Source organism: Pseudomonas sp. PvP027, assembly GCF_017833005.1.
In the GTDB taxonomy this organism is placed as follows: Bacteria; Pseudomonadota; Gammaproteobacteria; order Pseudomonadales; family Pseudomonadaceae; genus Aquipseudomonas; species Aquipseudomonas congelans.
Genome location: NZ_JAFIBK010000001.1, coordinates 5,491,328 through 5,511,424, shown reverse-complemented (window position 1 = coordinate 5,511,424; position 20,097 = coordinate 5,491,328). Strand labels below are relative to the sequence as shown.

Genomic DNA, 20,097 nt, shown 5'->3' with positions numbered 1-20,097 from the left:
AGACTGCAGCGCTGTCAGCGAATTTCCACGCTGTAGCGGAAATGGCTGGCGTGCCCTCGCGAACGACGCCACTCCAGTGGCTCACCGGCGTAATCGCGAGCCACACGTTCGATGACCACTACCGCACTGCCAACCGGAATCTGCAGCAAGCGGCCGTACACGTCGTTGACCGTCTCGGCCGTCAGGCTTTCTTGCGCGTAGGCGACCACCTGACCGCAGACGTCTTCGTAGATCGGATAAAGCAATGGCCCCTGCGTATCGAGGTCCAGCTCCAGCAATGCCTGAAACCGCACCCGTGGCAACCAGATTTCTTCAGCCAGCACCGGCTCGCCATCCAGCAACCGCAAGCGGACCATGCGAATCACCGGCGCACCGGCACCAAGCCCCAACGCCTGAGCGACCGAGGAAGGCGCAGCCACAGGTTCGACGGACAAAATCCGGCTTTCCGGCACTCGGCGCTCACCCGCTTCGGTTTGAAAACGGAAAAAACGAAACAGCGATGACTGAAACTGTGCACGCCGAATGAACGTGCCACGCCCCTGCTGACGCTCCAGAATGTTGTCGCTGACCAGCAGATCAATGGCCTTGCGCACTGTGCCGGTAGACAGGCAATACTCCGCGGACAAAGTCGCCTCGGTAGGAATCGCCTCGCCCGGACGCCAGCGATTGTTGGCAATCTGCTCCGCCAGGCTGTCGCGCAGACGCTGATAAAGTGGTAGACGTTCGTCGCTGGAAAGCTTGTTCATTATTTTATTCGTCCAGTCATCTATATGAATTTTCAAGCAGATTGATTATTGAGGGGATGCCATAGGGCGTCAAGAACCGGCAGTCAGCCGGCTATCGAGGTATGAATCGCGTTTGAAGAGCTGATTCAGGAATGACGAGCGGCCTGGATGCTACGAATCACATTGACCAACACTGGAGAGAATGCCTGAAGCAAGCGCTGAGCGTCTGATTCAAGGAGTTCATCCTTTAACAGGTCAAGAACATCATCTTCTTCGGCCAACAGTTCGCCAGGATTCATGCTGCAGGAGAACAACAGCGCATCAATCATCCTCTTGCGCTCACCTACGAGGCCTCGGTTCGAGGCATGAGTATCACCCAGATTAAGTGTCTTGATACTGACGCATGCCCGAGGCGTTAGGCCTGCCACCAGACCCGACAGCTCAAACTGCAGCTCGCTTTCACATTCGATCATCAACGGTGTAAGCGGTAGAGGCTGACGACCATGGGCATCGTCACACCGTCCGGCCTTGGTGCAGCTCGCAACAATATTGTTGAAGTCCAGCGTGCGGTGCGGAGCAAGATATTGTGCTTCGACATGTTCATTGCGGGCACTGCCCTTCTCGACGGTGATTCTGCAACAGCAATAGGCGCACAAACCATGCTGCTCAGTAACACAGGCATGACGAATGGCATCCTTGAGATTGTCGTGCCCCACGAGGTCCGCGTATTTCTTTCCCTTGTTCGCGCGCTTCCATTTCTCCAGCACCGCGAGAGTTCCCTTTTCAATCTTTCTCACGACGTATTTCCAGCTTGCGAATCAGTAACGAAGCCCTAGCCAGTTCAATGTGATCTGCAGGTAACTGGTCGGCCAGCACTCCGTAGAGAGTACGAGCCTCATCAAGCTCGCCCCTCATCAAGAAGTGCTGCATTTCGTCCAGGCAGTTCTGAACTGCCTCGTTGCGAATGCCGGTGTCCATGACACTCGACAGAACCTGATTGGCATCAAGGCCATAAAGACTGTCCTGCTCGCGTAACTCACCATCGTCCATGACGTACACCAGCACATCTTTGCTATCGCTGATAACCAGCGGCGAATGGGTGGTCAGGAGAAACTGGCAATTGGGGAATGTCGTAGTGAGCTGGGCAATCAGGCTGCGCTGCCATTTGGGGTGCAGGTGCAGATCAACTTCGTCGATCAGAACGATGCCATTGCCTTGCAATGGGTTTTCAAGCGCGGGGTTCATCATGGCGAGGCGTCTGGCGATGTCGCCGACGAGTGCCATCATCGATTTTTCGCCCTGGGACAACTGGGATACATTTAGCGTCTTGCCGTCTTTATCAATAGCCATATGCAAGCGCGGCTTACGTTTGACACGCAGCTTTGTAAAGCCCGGCATGAAAGCTTCAATCGCAGTTCTGACCGCTGTCAGCTGACGATCACGCGACGAGGCATGCTCTTTGGCAAGCAATTCCCATACTGGCGTGCCGGGTGCTATTTTTTGAGACAGCTCATTAAGCAGCTCTGTCGAGATACCCGTTTCATTCTCGCTGTCTTCACGCTCCCGGAACCACTCAAAAAAACGGCGAAAATCTACGCCCCGACCCAACGCGTTGTCGTAGCCGTCCAACTGATCAAAAGTGTGTTTGGAGTGGACTTTGAGCGGTATCTCAATGACAGACCGCTCGACAGGATAGAAAGCCAGAAGAGGAAGTGAAAAATCAGCCTTTTCCGTGAGTTCTGAGCGGTAGCCTCCCGCCAGTTTTGTGAGTTCACCTAAGCCTATGGTAGAGGCAGAGTGACGCCCTCTCCGGTTAGCTGCAATTCCCCATTGAAACTCAAGCGAGTCAACCAAGAAATCCGAAATCAGCACATCTTGTACACGAATAAGGATCGAAGACGTTGCAGCACCGTTCTGAATCGCATCCTCATCTATCCGCCTGCCAATACCGCTCGGGCTTTTTACCCTTGCCACCAACCAGCTTAACGATGTGGCCACGGACTTGAGCAACGTCGTCTTCCCAGCACCATTGTTCCCGACCAGCACGGTCACCTTCGACGCACGCTTTTCGGTAGGTGCCAGAGCGACGTCCAGATCACTGAACCGCCCCACGTTAATGAGCCTGAAGCTTTTGATTTCCATGAAGGTCCCTGAAGGGATTGGTCCAGAATACGATGACGATCGGCATTATGGCACTCCTGCACGCTCCGTGAAGAGCTCGCCATAAAACGACTTACATCAAATCATCATTCCCGGAAATATCCTGTATCAACTCGCCGCACCTACTTAATGGCCGACAAACCCGTTAGCCTGCGCTGCATCGATCAAAAACCGTCTGACAGACACGCATCCAGCGTCTGACAGTCCATGCTCAAGCGAGACTTTCATGCCCCACTCGTCCCAATCCTCACATAACACTGCGACCATGACCCCGGCCATGGTCATGCTGTTTGCATTCTGCTGCGGCGCGATTGTCGCCAACATCTACTACGCCCAGCCGATCATCGAGCTGATTGCACCGGACATCGGGCTGTCGAGTACGGCGGCCAGTCTGATCGTTTCGTTGACGCAGATCGGTTACGCGCTGGGGCTGTTCTTTCTGGTGCCACTGGGTGATTTGCTGGAGAACCGCAGGCTGATGCTGATCACCACGGCGGTTGCGGTGCTCAGTCTGCTGGGTGCCGCCTTTGCCGAGCAGCCGAATGTGTTTTTGCTGGTCTCGCTGCTGGTCGGCTTCAGTTCGGTGTCGGTGCAGATGCTCATTCCGCTGGCGGCGCATCTGGCCCCGGAGGAGTCGCGTGGGCGGGTTGTTGGCGGGATCATGGGCGGGCTGCTTTTGGGGATTCTGCTGGCGCGGCCGATTGCCAGTCTGGTGGCTGACCACTTCGGCTGGCGGGCGGTGTTCGGCTCGGCGGCCGTGGTGATGATCGGCATCAGCGTGGTACTGGCGACCACCATGCCAAAACGCCTCCCGGATCATCGTGCGTCCTACGGCCAGTTGCTGTTCTCGCTATGGACTCTCTTGCGTACTCAGCCGGTGCTGCGCCAGCGTGCCTTTTATCAGGCCTGCATGTTCGCGACCTTCAGTCTGTTCTGGACTGCCGTCCCGCTGGAGCTGTCACGTAATCACGGGCTGTCGCAAACCCAGATCGCGATCTTCGCCCTGATCGGCGCGATCGGAGCCATTGCCGCACCCATCAGCGGCCGCCTGGCAGACGCCGGCTACACACGCATAGCCTCACTGGGCGCGCTGCTGTTCGGCGCACTGAGTTTTCTTCCGGGCCTGGTTCACCCTGCCTATAGTTTGATTGGCCTGGCCATAACGGGCGTAGTCCTGGATTTCTGCGTGCAGACCAGCATGGTGCTGGGCCAGCGCACGGTCTACGCGCTGGATGCCGCCAGCCGCAGCCGGCTCAACGCGCTGTACATGACCAGTATTTTTATCGGTGGCGCCATTGGCTCGGCCATCGCCAGCCCTCTGTTTGATCACGGCGGCTGGAGCTGGGTGCTGATCGCCGGCACCACGCTGCCGCTGATTGCGCTGCTGGCGTTTCTCAGGGATCGCTCCAAGCAAGGCGAAGGCTAATCGACCCTTAACGGGTCGACTGCTTCAACCAATCCGCCAGATCCATCACTTCAGCCTCGTTGATGCTGTGTCCCATGCCTTCATATGCATGGGACTGCGGCGTCAGGCCGAGCGATTTCAAGGTCGCTTCGGCTTGCGGGGCGCTGGCATAGGCCACTTGGCGATCCTGTGTGCCGTGACCTATGAATACGCTCAGGGCCTTGAGATCGTCAGAGGCCTTGACCTCGGACTTCACGACCGGCAGCAGCCGTCCGCTCAATGCCGCGAAGCCGCCAACCAGTTTGGGCTGTCGCAGGGCGACTTCGTAACTCATCATTGCGCCCTGGCTGAACCCGATCAGGAAGACCTTGCCTGGCTGCGTGTGAAACTTCTCAGTGGCTTTGCCAATGAACGCAGCCAGCTGGGTACCGCTGCTTTTCAGGTCCTCGGTCACACCGTCGTAATCCGCGACGCCGGGCTTCTGGGTGAACCATTTGAAGCTGTCGGCGCGCAGCGCCACAGGGGCCTGCACCGAGACGTAGTTGTAGTCGGCCGGAAGATGTTCCTTGAGACCGAACAGGTCGGCCGCATTGCTGCCGTAACCGTGGATGAAAATCACCAGCGGCTGGTCAGGCTTGTCGACATTGGTCTGCGCCAGATAATCGAGTGGCAGATCGGTGTGCAAGGTGTCCTGCGCCTGTGCCATTCCGACGAAGGCAAACAGCAAGACAGCGAAGAATTTCAGCATGTTCATGACCTCTGTTTGACGCCGCCCAAAGGCAGCGTCGTGAGTGGGCGTGGTGGCAGAAACTAACACAGCCTCAGTTCTGCATGCTGGTCCGCGAAACCTCCGGCTTGATCAGCTGCATCTGCTGACGGTAATCATCCGTCACCTGACGCGCCTGGCTGCTGCTGGTAATGACCCGCGGCGTAATCAGCACGATCAGTTCGGTACGACCCTTGGATTTGCTGGTATTGCCGAACAGCCATCTCAGGCCCGGGATGCGTCCCAGGTAAGGTACGGCGCTGACCGTCTCGGCGTTATCCTGCTTGATCAAACCGCCCAGCAGCACGGTCTGACCGCTCTGCGCGGCCACCTGCGTGGCGACCGAGCGGGTGGAGATACGCGGATTGCCGTTGGCGTCAGTTGTGCCATTGGTGGTGTCGGCACTGCTGACCTGCTGCTGAATGTCCATGTACACCAGCCCGCCCGGATTGATGCGCGGTACGACGTCGAGAATCACACCAGTCTGCACATACTCGACGCTGCTCAAGGTGGTGCCGGCATTGGTGTTGGTGTTGATCGAGGTCTGGCTGATCGGGATGTTGTCGCCGACCTGAATCTGCGCCTGCTGGTTGTTCATCACCACCAGCGACGGTGCCGACAGGACCTGGGTGCGGCCGTTGGTTTCCAGCGCCCGCAAGGCGACCTGCAGGTTGTTGCTGACGAAGGAGTAGAAGAATGCGTCAGTAGAGGCCAGCGCGGCCCCGCCAGTACCAATCGCACCCTGGCTGCCCGCAGTGTTGGTAACGTTGCCGGTTGTACCCGAGTTGCCCGCCAGACGCCCCAGGTACCACTGCACGCCCATGTCCAGTTCGCCCGTGAGCTGGACTTCCAGGATGCGCGTCTCGATCTGCACTTGCAGCGGCGGATTATCAAGGCGTTTGATGGCCGACTCGATCTCCTTCCACTGCGCTGGACGGGTGCGCACCAGCAACTGGTTGCTGCTCTTCTGCGCAGTGATGCGCGTGCTGGCGTCCAGAGACTTGTTGTTGCCGCCAGACTCGCCGCCTTCCTGGCTGGCCGAATCCGAATCGCCGCCACTCTGATCGTCGCCTTCCGATTCGCTGTCGCCGTTGTTCTGGCTGTTATTCATGCCCTGACTGTTGCCAAAACCCCCACCATTGCTCAGGCCGCTGCCGGTACCGCCCAGCCCGTTGGAGCTGCTCATGCCGCCGACACCGCTGCCGCCGCTGGAGTTGAGCGACGACAAGGTGGTGGTGCGCAGGCCTGGTGCAACCTTGGCCGCAGCGTCTTCCTTGATGGCACCGTTACCGTAGATCTGCCGCAGGTATTTGGCCAGATCGGTGGCCTTCATGTTGCGCACGTCATACACGTACATCTGCGGTTCGTTGCCGCCGCCTTCGTCGATGGTGTGAATCCACTCGCCGACTTCGTGCAGGTACTCGGGCTGCGAGGAAATCGCCACCACCGAATTGGTCCGCTCGATCGGCAGGAAACGCACCATGCCCGCCAGCGGCATGCCGCTTTCCGGGCCGAACATTTTCTGCAGCTCGGGCATCAGCTCGCCGACCGAGGCACGTTGCAGGCCGAAAACCCCGACCGACATGCCTTTGAGCCAGTCCACATCGAAGGTGTCGATGGTGTCCTGATAGTTGGCCAGCTCTTCGGGCGTGCCCGCCAGGCTGAGCACGTTGCGCGCCGGGTCGACCAGCAGGAAGGCATTTTCGCGGGCGAACGGCTTGAGCAGCTTCTGCATCTCGGTCGCCGAGATATAGCGCAAGGGAAACAGCCGCGCCGACATGCCTGCCGAAGGTTGCGCCACACGCATTTCCGGAACCAGCTTGCCCGCCACCGCCTGGTTCGACGGCAGGATCACATAGCGGTTGCCCTGCTTGATCATGGCGTTGTCGGTCCAGGACAGCAGCGTCTCCAGAATCGACAGCGCCTGCTGCTTGTTGACCGGCTTGGACGTCGAGAAGCTCACATCGCCCTTCACACCCTGGGCAATGCTGTAATTCTCGTGCAGCAGATCGCCCATGATGCTGTTGATCACCGCCTGAATCGGCTGATTGGTGAAGTTGAAGACGATGTCACCGGTCTCGCCCTGGCGCGCTGCGGGAGCGGCGGCAGGCTGACGGATGAAACGCTGGTTGCCTTTGATGATCTGCCGCTGCGGCGAGCTCGTCGTCTGCTGGGAAGGTGGCTCGACGGGCGGTCTTTCGCTGCGCGGGTCTACCGGCGGGCGTTGTGAACCGGTTCCCTGGAGCGCTTCCTGCAGCATGCCATTGTCGGGATCGAGTGTGTCTGACTGTGACGCGCAGCCGCCAAGGGCGACGGCGGTGGCCAGGCAAAGCAAGGGTGTGCGCAAGGTAGCGATGGCAGGAACTCCAGAAAAGGTACCCATCACAGGGTGGAATCGTTGGTTAAGGTAATCGGCGGTGTATTCGACGGCGGCGGCAGACGCAGCGCGGGCAGGCGCAGGACTTGCGTGCGGTCATCGAGTTTGAACGTGGCCTGGGTGGGCTCCAGACGGTCCAGCGTCCAGCCGTTGGGCAAGCGATCACCCTGACGGACTTTCAATGCCGGACCACTGGCCTGCTTGAGCAATGCCACCCGCAGCGAGCCGTCCATGATCACCCCGGTCAGGGTCAGGCCAGCCAGATTGGTGGCTTGCGCATCGGCTTTGCGAACCGCCACATCAGGGCTGCGATCAGGGCTGAACAATGGGGTTTTCCAGGTATTGGCGAGGCTGTCGAGTGTCGCCGACGGCGCGCTGTGGACCTGCGCCCTCTGATCGACCGGGTTGCGCGGTGCCTGCTCGGGCAGCCAGTCCGGTGAGTGCGCAGCGCCACTGAAGACCAGTGCGATCAAGGCCGCGAGCACGGCGGCGAAAGCCAGCAGTGCCCACTCCAGCGGACGTAGTGAACCGATCATTGCTCACCCTCCCCGGCGCTGGCCGGTTGCAGGTAGCCGCGCACCAGCAGGTGCACCACCAGTTTGCCGGCAGCACCGCTGGCCGGAGCGTTGGCGTCGCGACGCATACTCATCTCGTCAATGAACAGAAACGGGCGCTGATACTCCAGCGCATGCAGGATCGCAGTCAATGGTTCGATGGCGCAGTTCAGGGTAAGGCTGACCTTGACCTGACGATACGGCTCGGCGCTGTCCTGCTCCGGGGTGATCGGCATGCGCTGGGTCAACTCACAGCCACCGCCGGTGCTGGCCTGGCTGCTAATCAGGTCGGCAATGCGCTGCATCAGATCAGCGGCCACGGCACTGGGATCTTCGCCCGGCAGCAGACTGGTGCTGCTGGCCGGATCACGGCGGGCCTGCTCAAGTTGTTCGCGCAACGAATCACCCTGCTGCAGAAGGCCAGCGTAGCGCTGCTGCTGTTCGCGCAACTGGTCGGTCTGCTCGTTGATATCGCGCAAGGGTCCGGCGAACCAGCTGTCGATCAACAACCAGTAAGCCAGACACAGCACCAGGGCCAGAATCATCAGGGCAGCGCCCCGCCGCTCACGGCTTGTCAGTGGACGGCGCATCGGCGTTCTCCTGCTGCTGGTTCTGGTGCAAATGCGCGCGCAGGGAATACTGATCCTTGCCGGTTTTGGTGTCGGGCTGGATCACCCCCTGAAACTGCGCATTATCCAGACTTCGGCAGTCCTTGACGCGGCCGATCAAGGCACTGGCCTTGGCGCTCTGTCCGGAAAATGCCACCTCGGCACTGTCGCTGATTTCCAGATGCTCGATCCAGGTGTCCGAAGGCAGGCAGGCGGTCAGCTCGCTGAGCAGCGCCGAGAGCGGCGGTTGCGCAGCCTTGCGGCGCAACAGGTAGTTGGCGGCGCCCAGGGTGTTGGTCAATTGCTGGCGCAGTTGCTGGACCTCGCCCACCTGAGCCTTCTGCGCCTTGACGCTGGCCTGCATGTCATCAAGCAGGCTCTGGCGGTCGTTCAGCCACAGCAACATGACGCTCAGCAACAGACCGGCACACAGCCAGATCAGCCCGCGCTGCAAGCGATGGCCGGAACGCGACTGTTGCGGGCGCAGTGGCATCGGCAGCAGATCGATACCCATGCGCTGTGCTGCAGCCAGGTTGTCAACGCCCACATCCGTGCCGACGTCGACGGCATCGGGACGCAAGCCAAGCTCGGCGCACTCACTGAGTATCGCGTCCAGCCGCTCGCGCAGGATTGCCACCAGCGTGACCTGCACAAAGCTGGCGCTGCGACTGTCCTGACGGGCCACGAAGTACAACTGGCCAGCGTCAAATGGCGTGAAACGGTCAAGCTCGTAGCCGACCACGGTCGACAGATTGCGCGCCGCAGCCGCAGGAAGCTGCAAGGTCTGCAACAGCACAGCCGACGGCGGCAACAGCAGAACCCGCCGCACCTGAGGCGATGCATCGGGCAGCCGCTCGACCAATGGCCAGACAAGCGCCTGCTCCACGGTCTCGCGGCCCAGCCATCGACGCACACGCGGCGGCAGGCAGGCGCGAAGCTCCGCCACCCACCATTGCCAGGCGTGTTGCGCCGGACTGCCACGCCACTGCCGGGCGACCTGTTCGCGTAACGCGTAAACAGGCGCCAGACGTGCAGAAACTGATGAATTCATTCTTGCCAACGCAACACCCTGTAGGGTTGTGCGCCTCCCTCCGATGGGCTCAATAAAACAGTGGTCTGTAACAGGGCGGTCACGCCGCCCGGTCGTTCTGCGCGCGTGTCGATGGCCAGCACCTCACCGGGGTCGGCCCCGACCGCGCTCTGGTTCGGCAGGTTCAAGGCCCGACGCAGCACCGCCGAAGCGAACGCCGGGTCGGGCCGATCCAGGCCGCTCCACAATGTTATTTCCGGCAGCAACCGGGCATACAGCGCCTGGTTCATGCCCGCCAGCTGGCGAACTTCCTCTACCACCCGCAGCGGTGACTGACCGCCGTTGCGCTGCGACTCCAGCACCTGGGCGATACCGCTGGCCTGATTTTTAGCCGCGCCGCAGGCCTGCAGCAGACGCGATATATCCGCAACCGGCGCGCTGTTGAGGTCCAGCTTGCCGCGCTCGCTTCTGATGCTGACCAGCAGCTGCGTATCATCCATCCGCAACGAGACCACACGCCCGTCGGCAATCCAGCGTTTGCGCTGCTCAGGATCGAGCAAGCCCTGTACAGCCATATTCATGCCAGCTTCGGCCGCCATCAGCGCCTGGGTATTTTGCCGTAACCAGAGCGATTGCCGGCTCTCCAGTTGCACCCATCCGGCCAGACCGCCAAGCAGCAGGCTCAGCAGTGCCAGCACCCAGAGCACCACCAGCAGCGCAACCCCGCGCTGCGATTGGCCGGTCACGCTCATTCGCCGCCCGCCCCGCCGGACAGGTCCAGACGCAAGGCCACCACTTCAGAGACCCATTTCACCGCGCCATGGGTCTGCATATCGATGCGCACCGCACCCGGCAAACGATTCGGCCAGGGCCATTCTGCCATCCAGCCAGTCGGCTTGCCTTTGGGTGTCAGCCCGCGATAACTGAACGTCAGCGACTCGACGTTTTGCAGCAATACCTGAGGCTCACCCCAGGGTTTCAGGGCAATGCCATTCGCACTGGACTGAACCTGAGCGAACGAGACTTGCAAAGACCGATGGTCTTGCGGCCCTTTGAGCTCCAGGCTGTGAACCTGGATACCGCCGCCCAGCTCACCCGGCAGCGTTGCGACAAACCGCAACTGCTGCGCCGAGCCTTCGAAAAAACCGCTGTTGACGTCATCTTCGCCAGACGTGTCCAGCGGCAGCGCCTGAGCGATCGAGCTGCGCAGGAACGCCTGCGCGGCGCGGATTTCATCCAGGTTAACCGTGTAGCGCTCAGCCTTGAGCACCGCACGATTGGCACCCAGCAACGCCCCGGCAACCAGCACCAGCAGCACGCCGAGCAGGCTGATCACCAGCAACACTTCCAGCAGCGTGAAGCCACGCTGGGTGCGCCTCATGAACCCGCCCCGCTGACAGCGCCGCGCAACTTAAACGTGCTGAACTGCGCCTTGCGCTGATGCTCACTGAGCAGCAGATCGAGGCGAAACATCCTCGCCTGACCATTGGCACCCGGCAATTGACGGATATCCAGTGTCCAGTCGATGCCCGCGAGCTTTCCCCGCCGCGTGCCGTTTTCCAGCGCACCGGCGCTTTCCTGATCCATTATCGTGCGTGCCGCATGGCTAAGCCGGTCACTGCGCGACACCTGCTGCAAGGAGCGCGCACTTTGCCCGAACGCCACCAGCAGAACACCGCTGCACACCGCCATGACGGTTAATGCAGCAAGCATTTCCAGCAGGGTGAACCCCGACTGCGATGTTTTCATTAAAGCGTCCGGACCTGGACGCTGCCGGTCAGCCAGCCAATATCAATACGCCAGCGTCGGTCGCCGTCAGCGACCACCACGTTGCCACCACTGGAGCCGCCGTCCGGGTAGAACTCCACAGCGGAGCCAAGATCGGACGAAGTCTGCATGGTCACGCGCAGACTTTCCGGCCAGTGCATCTCGCGCTTGCCGGGCGCCTTGAAGGTCGCCTTGCGCAGATTGAACTCGGTGCGCGCCGGCTGACCGGTGACAATCGCGCGCACTCTGGTTGCCCGTAGCGCTTCGACCATGTCGCCGACCGCGCGCCGTTCACTGGCGGTACTCAAACCCTGTTGCAGACCGAAACCCACCAGACCGACGGCGATGCTCATCAACACCAGCACCACCAGCATTTCCATGAGGGTAAAACCCCGGCTTGCGACAGGCGTTCTCATGCCGAGCGTTACTCCCAGTTGCCCAGGTCGGCGCTGTACCCTTCGCCGCCCGGCTGACCATCCTGGCCGTAGAAGATCAGGTCGAAGCTGCCGTGCTGGCCCGGGAAGCGGTAGCCGAATGCATGGCCGAACGGGTCTTTGAGGTCCGAAGGCTTCGCATAAGGGCCGTTCCAGTTAGACGCATTGCCCGGTTTCTCGGTCAATTGCTGCAAGGTCTTGGGTGGCGAACCGACGTCCAGCGCGTAGCTTTCGATCTTCATGCCCAGGCTGGCCAACTGAGCCTTGCCTGCGCCGTATTTGCCCTTGTCGACGTTGCCGCCCACCTGACGCACGACGATGGTCGCAACGATGCCCAGCAATACGATAACGGCGAGCATTTCCAGCAAAGTGAAACCGCCCTGTCGACGTGCGGGTTTGAAACGTGTACGGCTAAAAGTCATCGGAATGGTTTCCTATTTCATGAATTCAGATATTGCTGGTCAGGCTCATCAGCGGCAGCATGATGGCCAGCATGATCACCGCGACCATGCCCGCCATCACCACTGTCAGCGCCGGTACGAGTGCCGCCAGCATGCGGTCGATACCGCGCTTGGCCTCGACGTCGAACACATCGGCGACCTTCATCAGCATGGTGTCCAGTTCGCCAGCCTGTTCGCCGACCTCGATCATTTGCAGCGCCAGATCCGGCAACAACGGCTGCGCGCCGAACGCGCTGGCCAGCGTACCGCCGCCCTTGACTGACTCGGCCGCCTGCTCGACCTGCGCCTGCAGGGCACGATTGGTGCAGACCTGGCGAGCGATCACCAGCGCCTGCAACAACGCCACTCCATTGGTCAAAAGCGTACCGAGGGTTCGCGTCAGGCGTGCTGCCTCGATGCGCTGCAGTAAAGGACCGATCACCCGAATGCCCAGCAAACGGCGGTCACGGCGCTCGCGACGCTGCGGGTCGCGCATGCGAATGGCCATACCCCAGATCAACGCGATCAGGCCCGCCAGCACCGCCAGCCCGTAGTCGCTCAAAAACTCTCCGAGGTTGAGAATGACCTCGGTGATCAACGGAATCGGCACGCCCAGATCCTTGAAGATCGGTACGAATTGCGGCACGACATAGGCCAGCAACAGGGCCAGAGAGCCCAACACACCCACCACCAGAAAGGCCGGATAGATCAGCGCGTTGATCACCTCGCCACGCAGCAACTGGCTGCGCTCCAGGTAATCGCTCAGCTGGCGCAGCGTGCTTTCCAGTGCGCCACCGGCTTCACCGGCGCGGACCATGCTTATATAGAGGGGCGAGAACTGACTGCCCTCTTCTTCGAGCGCCACGGACAGCGGCTTGCCGGCCTTGACCTGCTCACGAATGCGCTCGATCAACGCTTTGGTCTGCGGTTGTCCAGGCTGTTTGAGCAGAATTCCAAGCGATCGTTCCAACGGTTGCCCTGCACCGAGCAACGTTGCGAGCTGCTGGGTAAAGCTGACCAGCGCCGCGCCATTGAGCAGGCCGCTGCCCAGCGCACGGCGCAAACCGCCCAGACCGGCAGCATCGACCTGCAGGACCATCAGGCCACGCTTCTGCAATGCGGCAATGGCGGCATCCTGATCGCGGGCCTCCAGGGTGCCATTCTGCGGCGCGCCCTGAGCATCCAGCGCGCGGTATTTGAACAGACTCATGTGCCTTCACCACGGGTGACGCGCAGCACTTCTTCCAGCGAAGTCACCCCGGCCACGGCCTGACGCAGGCCTTCTTCATGCAGCGTGCGCAAGCCGCCGCGTCGGGCCGCCTCTTCCAGCGTCGAGGCATCGGCGTGGCGCATCAAAAGACTGCGCAGCTCTTCGTTCATCACCAGCAGTTCGGTGATTGCACTGCGCCCGCGATAGCCGCCGCCGGGCGCATCGGCACGCGGGCGATACAGACGGATGGGCCGCTCGTCAGTGAAACGCTCCAGCCCGTGTTCGGCGATCAGCTCAGGCGGCGCATCGAAGGCTTCACGGGTCGCCGGATCGAGGCGACGGACCAGGCGCTGAGCCAGAATTCCGTTGACCGTCGAAGCGATCAGGTAGCTTTCGACGCCCATGTCCAGCAAGCGGGTAATACTCGCCGCTGCGCTGTTGGTGTGCAGCGTCGAGAGCACCAGGTGACCGGTCAACGAGGACTGGATGGCAATACGGCAGGTTTCCAGGTCGCGCATCTCACCGATCATGATGACATCCGGGTCCTGACGCACGATGGAGCGTAGCGCCCCGGCGAAATCCAGGCCGATGGAAGGCTTGACCTGAATCTGGTTGATGCCTTCGAGCTGATACTCGACCGGGTCTTCAACGGTAATGATCTTGCGCTCGGCAGTATTGAGCCGTGACAGCGCGGTATACAGCGTGGTGGTCTTGCCGGAACCGGTCGGCCCGGTGACCAGCAGAATGCCGTGCGGACGCTCCAGCACGTCGAGAAATTCGTCCAGCCGTTCGCCATCGAAACCCAGGCTCGGGAAATCGAAGTTGATGGTCTGTCGGTCCAGCAGACGCATGACCACCGATTCGCCAAAGCTGGTGGGCACTGTCGATACCCGCAGGTCCAGCTCCTTGCCCTGGATGCGCAGCATGATCCGGCCGTCCTGCGGCAGACGACGCTCGGCGATGTCCAGCCGCGCCATGATCTTCACCCTGGAAATCACCGCCGCCGAGGAGCTGGACGGCGGTGCTTCGGCTTCGTGCAAGACACCGTCTATGCGATAGCGCACCTTCAACTGGCTCTCGAAGGGCTCGATATGAATGTCTGACGCACGCTGCTCGACCGCGCGCTGCAGGATCAGGTTGACCAGACGAATGACCGGCGCTTCGGAGGCCAGATCCTTGAGGTGCTCGATATCTTCCAGCGAGCCGCCCTCCTCATCCAGGTTCTCGATCAGGGTGCCCATCGCCGAACGGCCCTGGCCGTAGTAGCGCTCGATAAGGGTCTCGACCTCATTGCGCGGACCGATGGACAGTCGCACCGGCACCTCGCAGGCATAGGCAATGGCCTGAAACGGGTACAGCGTGCCGGGGTTGGCGCTGAGCACTTGCAGGCCATGATCGCTCCAGCCTACCGGCACGACTTGATAGTGGCGCATGAAGCGTTCGGTCAGCGGCGGCAAAGGATCCAGCAGCGGTGGCACGGCGTCGGCGAGCAATAACGGTGCCTGCAGCAATGCTGCCCATGCGCGGGCCAGCTCGAATTCGGAAACCAGGCCCAGACGCGTCAGCAGCCCGAGCAACTCAGTGCCTTCAGACTCCTGCTGCAAACGCTGCGCGCGCTCCAGATCGGCCGTTTTCAGACCGGCATTTTCTATCAGCCAGGCACAGACCTGCTGGGCATCCGGAATGAGCAGACGGGAAACATCGACGGGAGCTGACGGCATGAATGAGGGCATTTTGCTACTTCGGAGGGACATATTACAGCACTCTCCGCCTGGAGAGTGCTGCGCTCAAAGGCTTCAAACGATCAGTTTGACTGCTTTTGAGGGGTTGCGTTCTGCGGGCGACCACCTTTTGTTTCGGTCTTCTGGTTTTGCGCCTTCTGCGCCGCCTTGGTGTCCTGGGTCTGGGTCATCACGGTCTCGTCGCTGGCGCCGGAAGTTGCGTCTGCATCGGTCGCGTCGTCAGCAAAGACTGCACCACTCAGGGCAAGACCTAGAACCACACCGGCACTCATCATGGAAAACTTCATCGTATTAACTCCTCGAAAAACAAAAAGAGCCCCGCAAAAAAGCGGGGCAGTTATAGAAACCGGCCAAGAATTAGCGCACAGCACACTTCGCAACTTGCGAGCTGTCTTTCTTCGTCCTGAAAAATCTTAAACCCATCGACCAGTAGGTTTAACAAGAGTTCCTCAATTGTAAAGAAAAAATACGAAATCGAAGAAAAATACGCTTTTATTTGACATTTATGCCTTGTTTTATACTTAATTGTATCGTTTTGTAGATTCGAAAGGCCATCATGAGATGTCGAAATGATGGCACGCGGCAAGTAAAAAAAGAACCGCCAAACAAAACTAATACGGTAACTAAGGAGTCCTACCTCGCGCCCTTACAACAGGGAATAAACGCGACGACGGGAAACTGTTGCCCACAGAAAAGTTGGCCGAAAGCAGTAAATAAGAACGCATTTATCCTGTGCACGTGCGCAGGCAGACAGTTATTTGAAACGCAGTTGGAGAGCAATATGAACAAGCGAAAGATGATAGGCGCGCACTCGGCGCTGGCCTTGCTGGCATTGGCAGTATCCCAGGTGCACGCCGCTGACCCTACCGTGCAACAAGGGCGTGAAGATCGCGCCGAAAAAGCCGCACAGAAAACCCTGGCCAAGATGACCATGGAAGAAAAGCTGGCCTACATTGGCGGCACCGGCGGCTGGGACGTCAAGCCGCTGAACAACTACGGCATCCCGCAGATCCACGGCGCTGACGGTGGTGTGGGCGTGCGTTACACCAGCGAAGGCAACGATCAGGGTGTTGTCTACCCGTCCGGCCCTAACCTGGCCGCGACCTTCAACCCTCGTCGTGCCATCGACCTCGGTCGCGCGCTGGGTTATGACACTGCCGTCGGCGGCTACCAGTTCATCACTGGCCCCGGCGTCAACCTGTATCGCATGCCGTTCGGCGGCCGTGCGTTCGAATACCTCTCCGGTGAAGACCCGTTCCTCGGCGCCAGCCTGGCACCAGGCGTCATCAACGGTATCCAGTCTCGTGGTGTATGGGCCAACGCCAAGCACTACGCGGCCAACGATCAGGAAAGCAACCGCTTCAACCTCGACCAGAAGATGAGCGAGCGCGTACTGCGCGAAATGTCGCTGCCTGCGTTCGAGTCGTCGTCGAAAAACGGCAACGTGGCGATGATGATGTGTGCCTTCCAGAAAGTGAACGGTGAATTCGCCTGCGAAAGCGAGCACCTGATCGCTCAGATCCTGAAGAAGGAATGGGGCTTCAAAGGCTTCGTACAGAGCGACTACAACGCTGTCGTTCACGGTTTCAACGCTGCCCGCGCCGGTACCGACCTGGACATGATGGGCTACCAGATGAACAGCTCCGTGCTGAAGCCGCATCTGGACGCCGGCGACCTGAGCGCTGCGACCATCGACGACAAGGTCCGTCGTATTCTCAAGCAGATCTACCTGTACAAGTTCGACAGCAAGACGCCGCTGACCACGCACAACATGAACAGCTCGACCAGCAACAAGGTCGCTCTGAACGCTGCGCGTGAAGGTATCGTACTGCTGAAAAACCAGGACAATCTGCTGCCGCTGGACAAGCAGAAAGTCAAGAAAATCGCCGTTGTCGGCACCCTGGCCAAGTACTCGCCACCGACCGGTTTCGGCAGCGCCAACGTCATGGCCAGCCATTACGTCAGCGAACTGAGCGGCCTGCAGCAAATCGCGCCTAACGCCAAGGTCGACTTCATTGAAGGCCTGTCGCTGGACCCAAGCACCAGTGCCTGGACCACCACCGACGCAACTGGCAATGAAGTCCAGGGCATGAAGGTCGAGTACTTCAGCAACACCAACTGGTCCGGTGATGCAGCTGTCACCCGTACCGAGAAGCATGTTGACCTGGACTGGGCCAACGACAAGAATCTGCCGTTCGAAAGCAACACTTCGACGTCCGATCCGTACGCCACCAAAGGTTCGACCGCTGGCCAGTTGAATGGCGATACGTCGTCTACTTCGATTCGCTACACCGGTAAGGTCACCCCGACCCAGAGCGGCGAGCAGGTGTTCAAGGTGCGTGCCGACGGCGCCGTGCGTCTGTGGGTCAACGGCAAGAAAATCATCGACAACGGTGACGGCAAGCCGCTTCCGGGCAACAGCATTCCGCCAACCATTCCAGAGTTCGCCAAGATCAATCTGGAAGCGGGCCAGTCTTACGACGTGAAGCTCGAGTACTCGCGTCGTGCCGGCTACCTGTCGACCATGGGCGGCCTGGTAGGTGTGCAGTTGAGCTCCGCCTCACTGAACGCTCCTCAGGACCTGTCCGGCTATGACGCCGTCGTGGTTGCCGTGGGTAACAGCAACGAATACGAAGGTGAAGGTTTCGACCACAGCTTCGATCTGCCCGAGTTCCAGAACGAGCTGATCCAGAACATCGCCAAGGTCAACCCTAATACCGTGGTGACCATGTATGGCGGTACAGGTCTGAAGATGAGCGACTGGATCGAACAGGTTCCAGCAGCGCTGCACGCCTTCTACCCAGGTCAGAACGGTGGTCAGGCCCTCGCCGAGATCCTGTTCGGCAAGGTCAACCCGTCGGGCAAGCTGCCGATCAGTATCGAACGCAACATCGAAGACAACCCGGCTTACGCTTCCTTCCCGAAATTCGACAATCAGAACACTCTGACCGACATGGACTACAAGGATGACCTGCTGCTGGGTTATCGCGGATACGAGAAGAAAGGCATCAAGCCGCTCTACCCGTTCGGTTACGGTATGTCGTACACCACGTTCGGCTACAGCAACATCAAGGTCACGCCGGGCGTCGCGGTCGGCAATACGCCGATCAAGGTGTCCTTCGACCTGAGCAACACAGGCAAGGTCGGTGGTTCGGAAGTCGCTCAGCTGTACGTGGGCCAGCAGAACCCGAAAGTCGAGCGTCCGATCAAGGAACTCAAAGGCTACAAGAAGGTGTTCCTCAAGCCGGGTGAAAGCAAGCGTGTGACCATCGAGCTGAATGATCGCTCGCTGGCCTACTTCGACGAGAAGAGCAAGCAGTGGGTAGTCGATGCCGACACCTTCAACATCTCGCTCGGTTCGTCGTCGCAGGACATCCGCCTGAACGCCAAGCTGGTCAACTCGTTCCGTCAGGAACTGTCGACCACCACCAGCAACCCGCTGCCACGCTCCGCTCTGAACTCGGTTCTGGTCGAGAAACCACCGGTCAAGACCGGCGGTGTATTCAAGCAGACCGTTGAGTAAGCGTTAGCTGACTGAAGGGTAAACGGACAAATAAAGGCTCAGGGACGAGCCCTTACCGCTGCATCGACCTGCGCAATGTAGGTATCGAAACACTCGACCAGGTCCACCTGATCGGGAAAGCGTAACCACTGAATCTGCAAACCATCCATCATCGCCAGAAGCTGCCGGACGATATTGTCCAGATCCACATCCGCACGTACCTCCCCGCGCTCCACCAAGGCCGAAAACTGTCCCAGCAAGTGCGCGTGAATACGCTCGTAGCGCGTCTGGAACCATTCATAGGCAGGCTGGTTTTCCAACAGGCTTTCAGCATTGAGGATCGAAAACGCACGCACTACACCAGGTGCCGTGGCGTTGGAGCGGTTAATCGCACGCAAGCCACCGAGCAGACCGGTCAAGGTGTTATCGGTACGGACTTCGGCAGCAATTCGGCCGTTGACCTCGTCGCGTCGCTCCAGCACGCCCATCAGCAGCGAGATCTTGCTCGGAAAATGGTGCAGCAATCCGGCGACGGAAATACCGACGATGGCTGCTACCTTGGCCACTGAAGCACCGGTATAGCCTTCAAGGGAAAACACTTGCAGGGCCGCAGCGAGCAGTTCTTCGCGGCGCTTTTCGCCCTTTGGCGCGCGCCGCTGTCGGGTGACTGCAGTGCCCGTTTCCGTGGGGTCATGCCGAGTCATATCAGGCTCCTTCTTGAACAGCCGCGTACCCTAACGATTCAGGCAAGCGCTGGCAACGCTGTTGAGCCGGATTGTTCGACAATTTCATCTCGTACAGCAGTGCCGTGACAGGCTCAGGTGCGTTCCACCGGAACACTGCCCCAGCCTTCGCCGAGCATGCGCTGCATCAGCACCGTATCTACCCAACGGCCATGCTTGAAGCCGACCGATTCAAACACCCCGACCCGGCGAAAGCCAAGACGCTCATGCAGGCGCAACGAAGCGATGTTCTGGCTATTGCCGATAACCGCAATCATCTGCCGCCAGCCACCCGCTTCGCAGTGCTTCACCAGGGCATTCAACAGCGCATGGCCGATCCCCTGACCACCAAGCCCATCGCGCACATACACAGAATCCTCCACCGTGAAGCGGTAGCCTGGACGTGGCCTGTACGGCGTGACATAGCCATAGCCGAGAATTTCTCCGGCGCGCTCGGCGACCAGATACGGCAAGCCTTTGGCGAGGACCGTGCAGCGACGCTGCAGCAATTCGGCAAGATCGGGCGGCTCCAGCTCGAAACTGGAAATACCGTGCAGCACGTGGTCAGCGTAAATCGCCTGTACAGCGGGCATGTCATCGTCGCGGGCGTCACGCAGGTCAAAGGTTGAAGTCATGTCCAGGCTCTGTACGAATG

The 20,097-nt window shown here is 59.9% G+C and carries 20 protein-coding genes; 2 read left to right on the top strand and 18 right to left on the bottom strand.

Translation table 11 applies throughout. The features are described 5' to 3' along the window. Positions 1–14 precede the first annotated feature (14 nt). The 3 genes from JOE33_RS24060 to JOE33_RS24050 form a co-directional block, all read right to left on the bottom strand. Positions 15–746 (bottom strand): GntR family transcriptional regulator, encoded by a 732-nt coding sequence (locus JOE33_RS24060; protein ID WP_096139431.1) that lies wholly within the window; start codon positions 744–746, stop codon positions 15–17. Between the two features lie 125 nt (positions 747–871). Next, a complete protein-coding gene (locus JOE33_RS24055; RefSeq protein WP_032612541.1) occupies positions 872–1,522 on the bottom strand; it encodes a hypothetical protein in 651 nt (216 codons plus the stop codon). Beyond that, the gene (locus JOE33_RS24050) at positions 1,509–2,867 is read right to left on the bottom strand and encodes an AAA family ATPase (RefSeq protein ID WP_187625926.1); all 1,359 of its coding nucleotides are present in this window, start codon (positions 2,865–2,867) and stop codon (positions 1,509–1,511) included. Before JOE33_RS24050 ends, JOE33_RS24055 begins: the two co-directional genes overlap by 14 nt. 244 nt (positions 2,868–3,111) lie before the next feature. Between JOE33_RS24050 and JOE33_RS24045 the strand changes: the two genes are divergently transcribed. Continuing rightward, positions 3,112–4,311 (top strand): MFS transporter, encoded by a 1,200-nt coding sequence (locus JOE33_RS24045; protein ID WP_187625927.1) that lies wholly within the window; start codon positions 3,112–3,114, stop codon positions 4,309–4,311. Positions 4,312–4,318: 7 nt separating this feature from the next. Here JOE33_RS24045 and JOE33_RS24040 read toward each other — a convergent pair whose 3' ends face one another. The 13 genes from JOE33_RS24040 to JOE33_RS23980 form a co-directional block, all read right to left on the bottom strand. Next, the gene (locus JOE33_RS24040) at positions 4,319–5,038 is read right to left on the bottom strand and encodes a dienelactone hydrolase family protein (protein ID WP_025990781.1); all 720 of its coding nucleotides are present in this window, start codon (positions 5,036–5,038) and stop codon (positions 4,319–4,321) included. Between the two features lie 73 nt (positions 5,039–5,111). After that, positions 5,112–7,439: a type II secretion system secretin GspD gene (gene gspD / locus JOE33_RS24035; RefSeq protein WP_187625928.1), complete on the bottom strand. Its 2,328-nt coding sequence runs from the start codon at positions 7,437–7,439 to the stop codon at positions 5,112–5,114. Then, the gene (locus JOE33_RS24030; RefSeq protein ID WP_003417561.1) at positions 7,439–7,969 is read right to left on the bottom strand and encodes a general secretion pathway protein GspN; all 531 of its coding nucleotides are present in this window, start codon (positions 7,967–7,969) and stop codon (positions 7,439–7,441) included. The genes gspD and JOE33_RS24030 overlap by 1 nt, the downstream gene beginning before the upstream one ends. Then, a complete protein-coding gene (gene gspM, locus JOE33_RS24025) occupies positions 7,966–8,577 on the bottom strand; it encodes a type II secretion system protein GspM (RefSeq protein WP_003343405.1) in 612 nt (203 codons plus the stop codon). Before gspM ends, JOE33_RS24030 begins: the two co-directional genes overlap by 4 nt. Then, on the bottom strand, positions 8,552–9,646 hold the full coding sequence (locus JOE33_RS24020; protein WP_187625929.1) for a type II secretion system protein GspL: 1,095 nt from the start codon (positions 9,644–9,646) through the stop codon (positions 8,552–8,554). The genes gspM and JOE33_RS24020 overlap by 26 nt, the downstream gene beginning before the upstream one ends. Further along, positions 9,643–10,377, bottom strand: a complete 735-nt coding sequence (locus JOE33_RS24015; RefSeq protein WP_187625930.1) for a general secretion pathway protein GspK — start codon at positions 10,375–10,377, stop codon at positions 9,643–9,645. Before JOE33_RS24015 ends, JOE33_RS24020 begins: the two co-directional genes overlap by 4 nt. Beyond that, a complete protein-coding gene (locus tag JOE33_RS24010) occupies positions 10,374–11,006 on the bottom strand; it encodes a prepilin-type N-terminal cleavage/methylation domain-containing protein (RefSeq protein WP_010426934.1) in 633 nt (210 codons plus the stop codon). Before JOE33_RS24010 ends, JOE33_RS24015 begins: the two co-directional genes overlap by 4 nt. Further along, positions 11,003–11,374 carry a type II secretion system protein gene (locus tag JOE33_RS24005; RefSeq protein ID WP_096126354.1) on the bottom strand — a complete coding sequence of 124 codons (372 nt, stop codon included), beginning with the start codon at positions 11,372–11,374 and terminating at the stop codon, positions 11,003–11,005. Before JOE33_RS24005 ends, JOE33_RS24010 begins: the two co-directional genes overlap by 4 nt. Continuing rightward, positions 11,374–11,808, bottom strand: a complete 435-nt coding sequence (locus JOE33_RS24000; RefSeq protein ID WP_074594479.1) for a prepilin-type N-terminal cleavage/methylation domain-containing protein — start codon at positions 11,806–11,808, stop codon at positions 11,374–11,376. Before JOE33_RS24000 ends, JOE33_RS24005 begins: the two co-directional genes overlap by 1 nt. An 8-nt stretch (positions 11,809–11,816) precedes the next feature. Beyond that, on the bottom strand, positions 11,817–12,248 hold the full coding sequence (gene gspG, locus JOE33_RS23995; protein ID WP_003317918.1) for a type II secretion system major pseudopilin GspG: 432 nt from the start codon (positions 12,246–12,248) through the stop codon (positions 11,817–11,819). Positions 12,249–12,273: 25 nt separating this feature from the next. Next, the gene (gene gspF, locus JOE33_RS23990; protein ID WP_003417566.1) at positions 12,274–13,476 is read right to left on the bottom strand and encodes a type II secretion system inner membrane protein GspF; all 1,203 of its coding nucleotides are present in this window, start codon (positions 13,474–13,476) and stop codon (positions 12,274–12,276) included. Continuing rightward, complete coding sequence (gene gspE / locus JOE33_RS23985; RefSeq protein ID WP_025990782.1) at positions 13,473–15,197, bottom strand: type II secretion system ATPase GspE; 1,725 nt, start codon at positions 15,195–15,197, stop codon at positions 13,473–13,475. Before gspE ends, gspF begins: the two co-directional genes overlap by 4 nt. A gap of 83 nt (positions 15,198–15,280) precedes the next feature. Continuing rightward, on the bottom strand, positions 15,281–15,505 hold the full coding sequence (locus tag JOE33_RS23980) for a hypothetical protein (RefSeq protein WP_010426945.1): 225 nt from the start codon (positions 15,503–15,505) through the stop codon (positions 15,281–15,283). A 494-nt stretch (positions 15,506–15,999) separates the two neighbouring features. Here JOE33_RS23980 and JOE33_RS23975 point away from each other — a divergent pair, with 494 nt between their 5' ends. Next, on the top strand, positions 16,000–18,741 hold the full coding sequence (locus JOE33_RS23975; RefSeq protein ID WP_010426946.1) for a glycoside hydrolase family 3 C-terminal domain-containing protein: 2,742 nt from the start codon (positions 16,000–16,002) through the stop codon (positions 18,739–18,741). Positions 18,742–18,779: 38 nt separating this feature from the next. Here JOE33_RS23975 and JOE33_RS23970 read toward each other — a convergent pair whose 3' ends face one another. Next, positions 18,780–19,424 carry a TetR/AcrR family transcriptional regulator gene (locus JOE33_RS23970; protein ID WP_010426948.1) on the bottom strand — a complete coding sequence of 215 codons (645 nt, stop codon included), beginning with the start codon at positions 19,422–19,424 and terminating at the stop codon, positions 18,780–18,782. Between the two features lie 113 nt (positions 19,425–19,537). Continuing rightward, positions 19,538–20,077: a GNAT family N-acetyltransferase gene (locus tag JOE33_RS23965; protein WP_010426949.1), complete on the bottom strand. Its 540-nt coding sequence runs from the start codon at positions 20,075–20,077 to the stop codon at positions 19,538–19,540. Positions 20,078–20,097: the final 20 nt, after the last annotated feature.

Excerpts from the sequence above, each read along its gene's own strand:
- JOE33_RS24060 (WP_096139431.1), bottom strand. The coding sequence starts at position 746 with ATGAACAAGCTTTCCAGCGACGAACGTCTACCACTTTATCAGCGTCTG.
- JOE33_RS24050 (WP_187625926.1), bottom strand. The coding sequence starts at position 2,867 with ATGGAAATCAAAAGCTTCAGGCTCATTAACGTGGGGCGGTTCAGTGAT.
- JOE33_RS24045 (WP_187625927.1), top strand. The coding sequence starts at position 3,112 with ATGCCCCACTCGTCCCAATCCTCACATAACACTGCGACCATGACCCCG.
- JOE33_RS24040 (WP_025990781.1), bottom strand. The coding sequence starts at position 5,038 with ATGCTGAAATTCTTCGCTGTCTTGCTGTTTGCCTTCGTCGGAATGGCA.
- gspD (WP_187625928.1), bottom strand. The coding sequence starts at position 7,439 with ATGGGTACCTTTTCTGGAGTTCCTGCCATCGCTACCTTGCGCACACCC.
- JOE33_RS24030 (WP_003417561.1), bottom strand. The coding sequence starts at position 7,969 with ATGATCGGTTCACTACGTCCGCTGGAGTGGGCACTGCTGGCTTTCGCC.
- gspM (WP_003343405.1), bottom strand. The coding sequence starts at position 8,577 with ATGCGCCGTCCACTGACAAGCCGTGAGCGGCGGGGCGCTGCCCTGATG.
- JOE33_RS24020 (WP_187625929.1), bottom strand. The coding sequence starts at position 9,646 with ATGAATTCATCAGTTTCTGCACGTCTGGCGCCTGTTTACGCGTTACGC.
- JOE33_RS24015 (WP_187625930.1), bottom strand. The coding sequence starts at position 10,377 with ATGAGCGTGACCGGCCAATCGCAGCGCGGGGTTGCGCTGCTGGTGGTG.
- JOE33_RS24010 (WP_010426934.1), bottom strand. The coding sequence starts at position 11,006 with ATGAGGCGCACCCAGCGTGGCTTCACGCTGCTGGAAGTGTTGCTGGTG.
- JOE33_RS24005 (WP_096126354.1), bottom strand. The coding sequence starts at position 11,374 with ATGAAAACATCGCAGTCGGGGTTCACCCTGCTGGAAATGCTTGCTGCA.
- JOE33_RS24000 (WP_074594479.1), bottom strand. The coding sequence starts at position 11,808 with ATGAGAACGCCTGTCGCAAGCCGGGGTTTTACCCTCATGGAAATGCTG.
- gspG (WP_003317918.1), bottom strand. The coding sequence starts at position 12,248 with ATGACTTTTAGCCGTACACGTTTCAAACCCGCACGTCGACAGGGCGGT.
- gspF (WP_003417566.1), bottom strand. The coding sequence starts at position 13,476 with ATGAGTCTGTTCAAATACCGCGCGCTGGATGCTCAGGGCGCGCCGCAG.
- gspE (WP_025990782.1), bottom strand. The coding sequence starts at position 15,197 with ATGCCGTCAGCTCCCGTCGATGTTTCCCGTCTGCTCATTCCGGATGCC.
- JOE33_RS23980 (WP_010426945.1), bottom strand. The coding sequence starts at position 15,505 with ATGAAGTTTTCCATGATGAGTGCCGGTGTGGTTCTAGGTCTTGCCCTG.
- JOE33_RS23975 (WP_010426946.1), top strand. The coding sequence starts at position 16,000 with ATGAACAAGCGAAAGATGATAGGCGCGCACTCGGCGCTGGCCTTGCTG.
- JOE33_RS23970 (WP_010426948.1), bottom strand. The coding sequence starts at position 19,424 with ATGACTCGGCATGACCCCACGGAAACGGGCACTGCAGTCACCCGACAG.
- JOE33_RS23965 (WP_010426949.1), bottom strand. The coding sequence starts at position 20,077 with ATGACTTCAACCTTTGACCTGCGTGACGCCCGCGACGATGACATGCCC.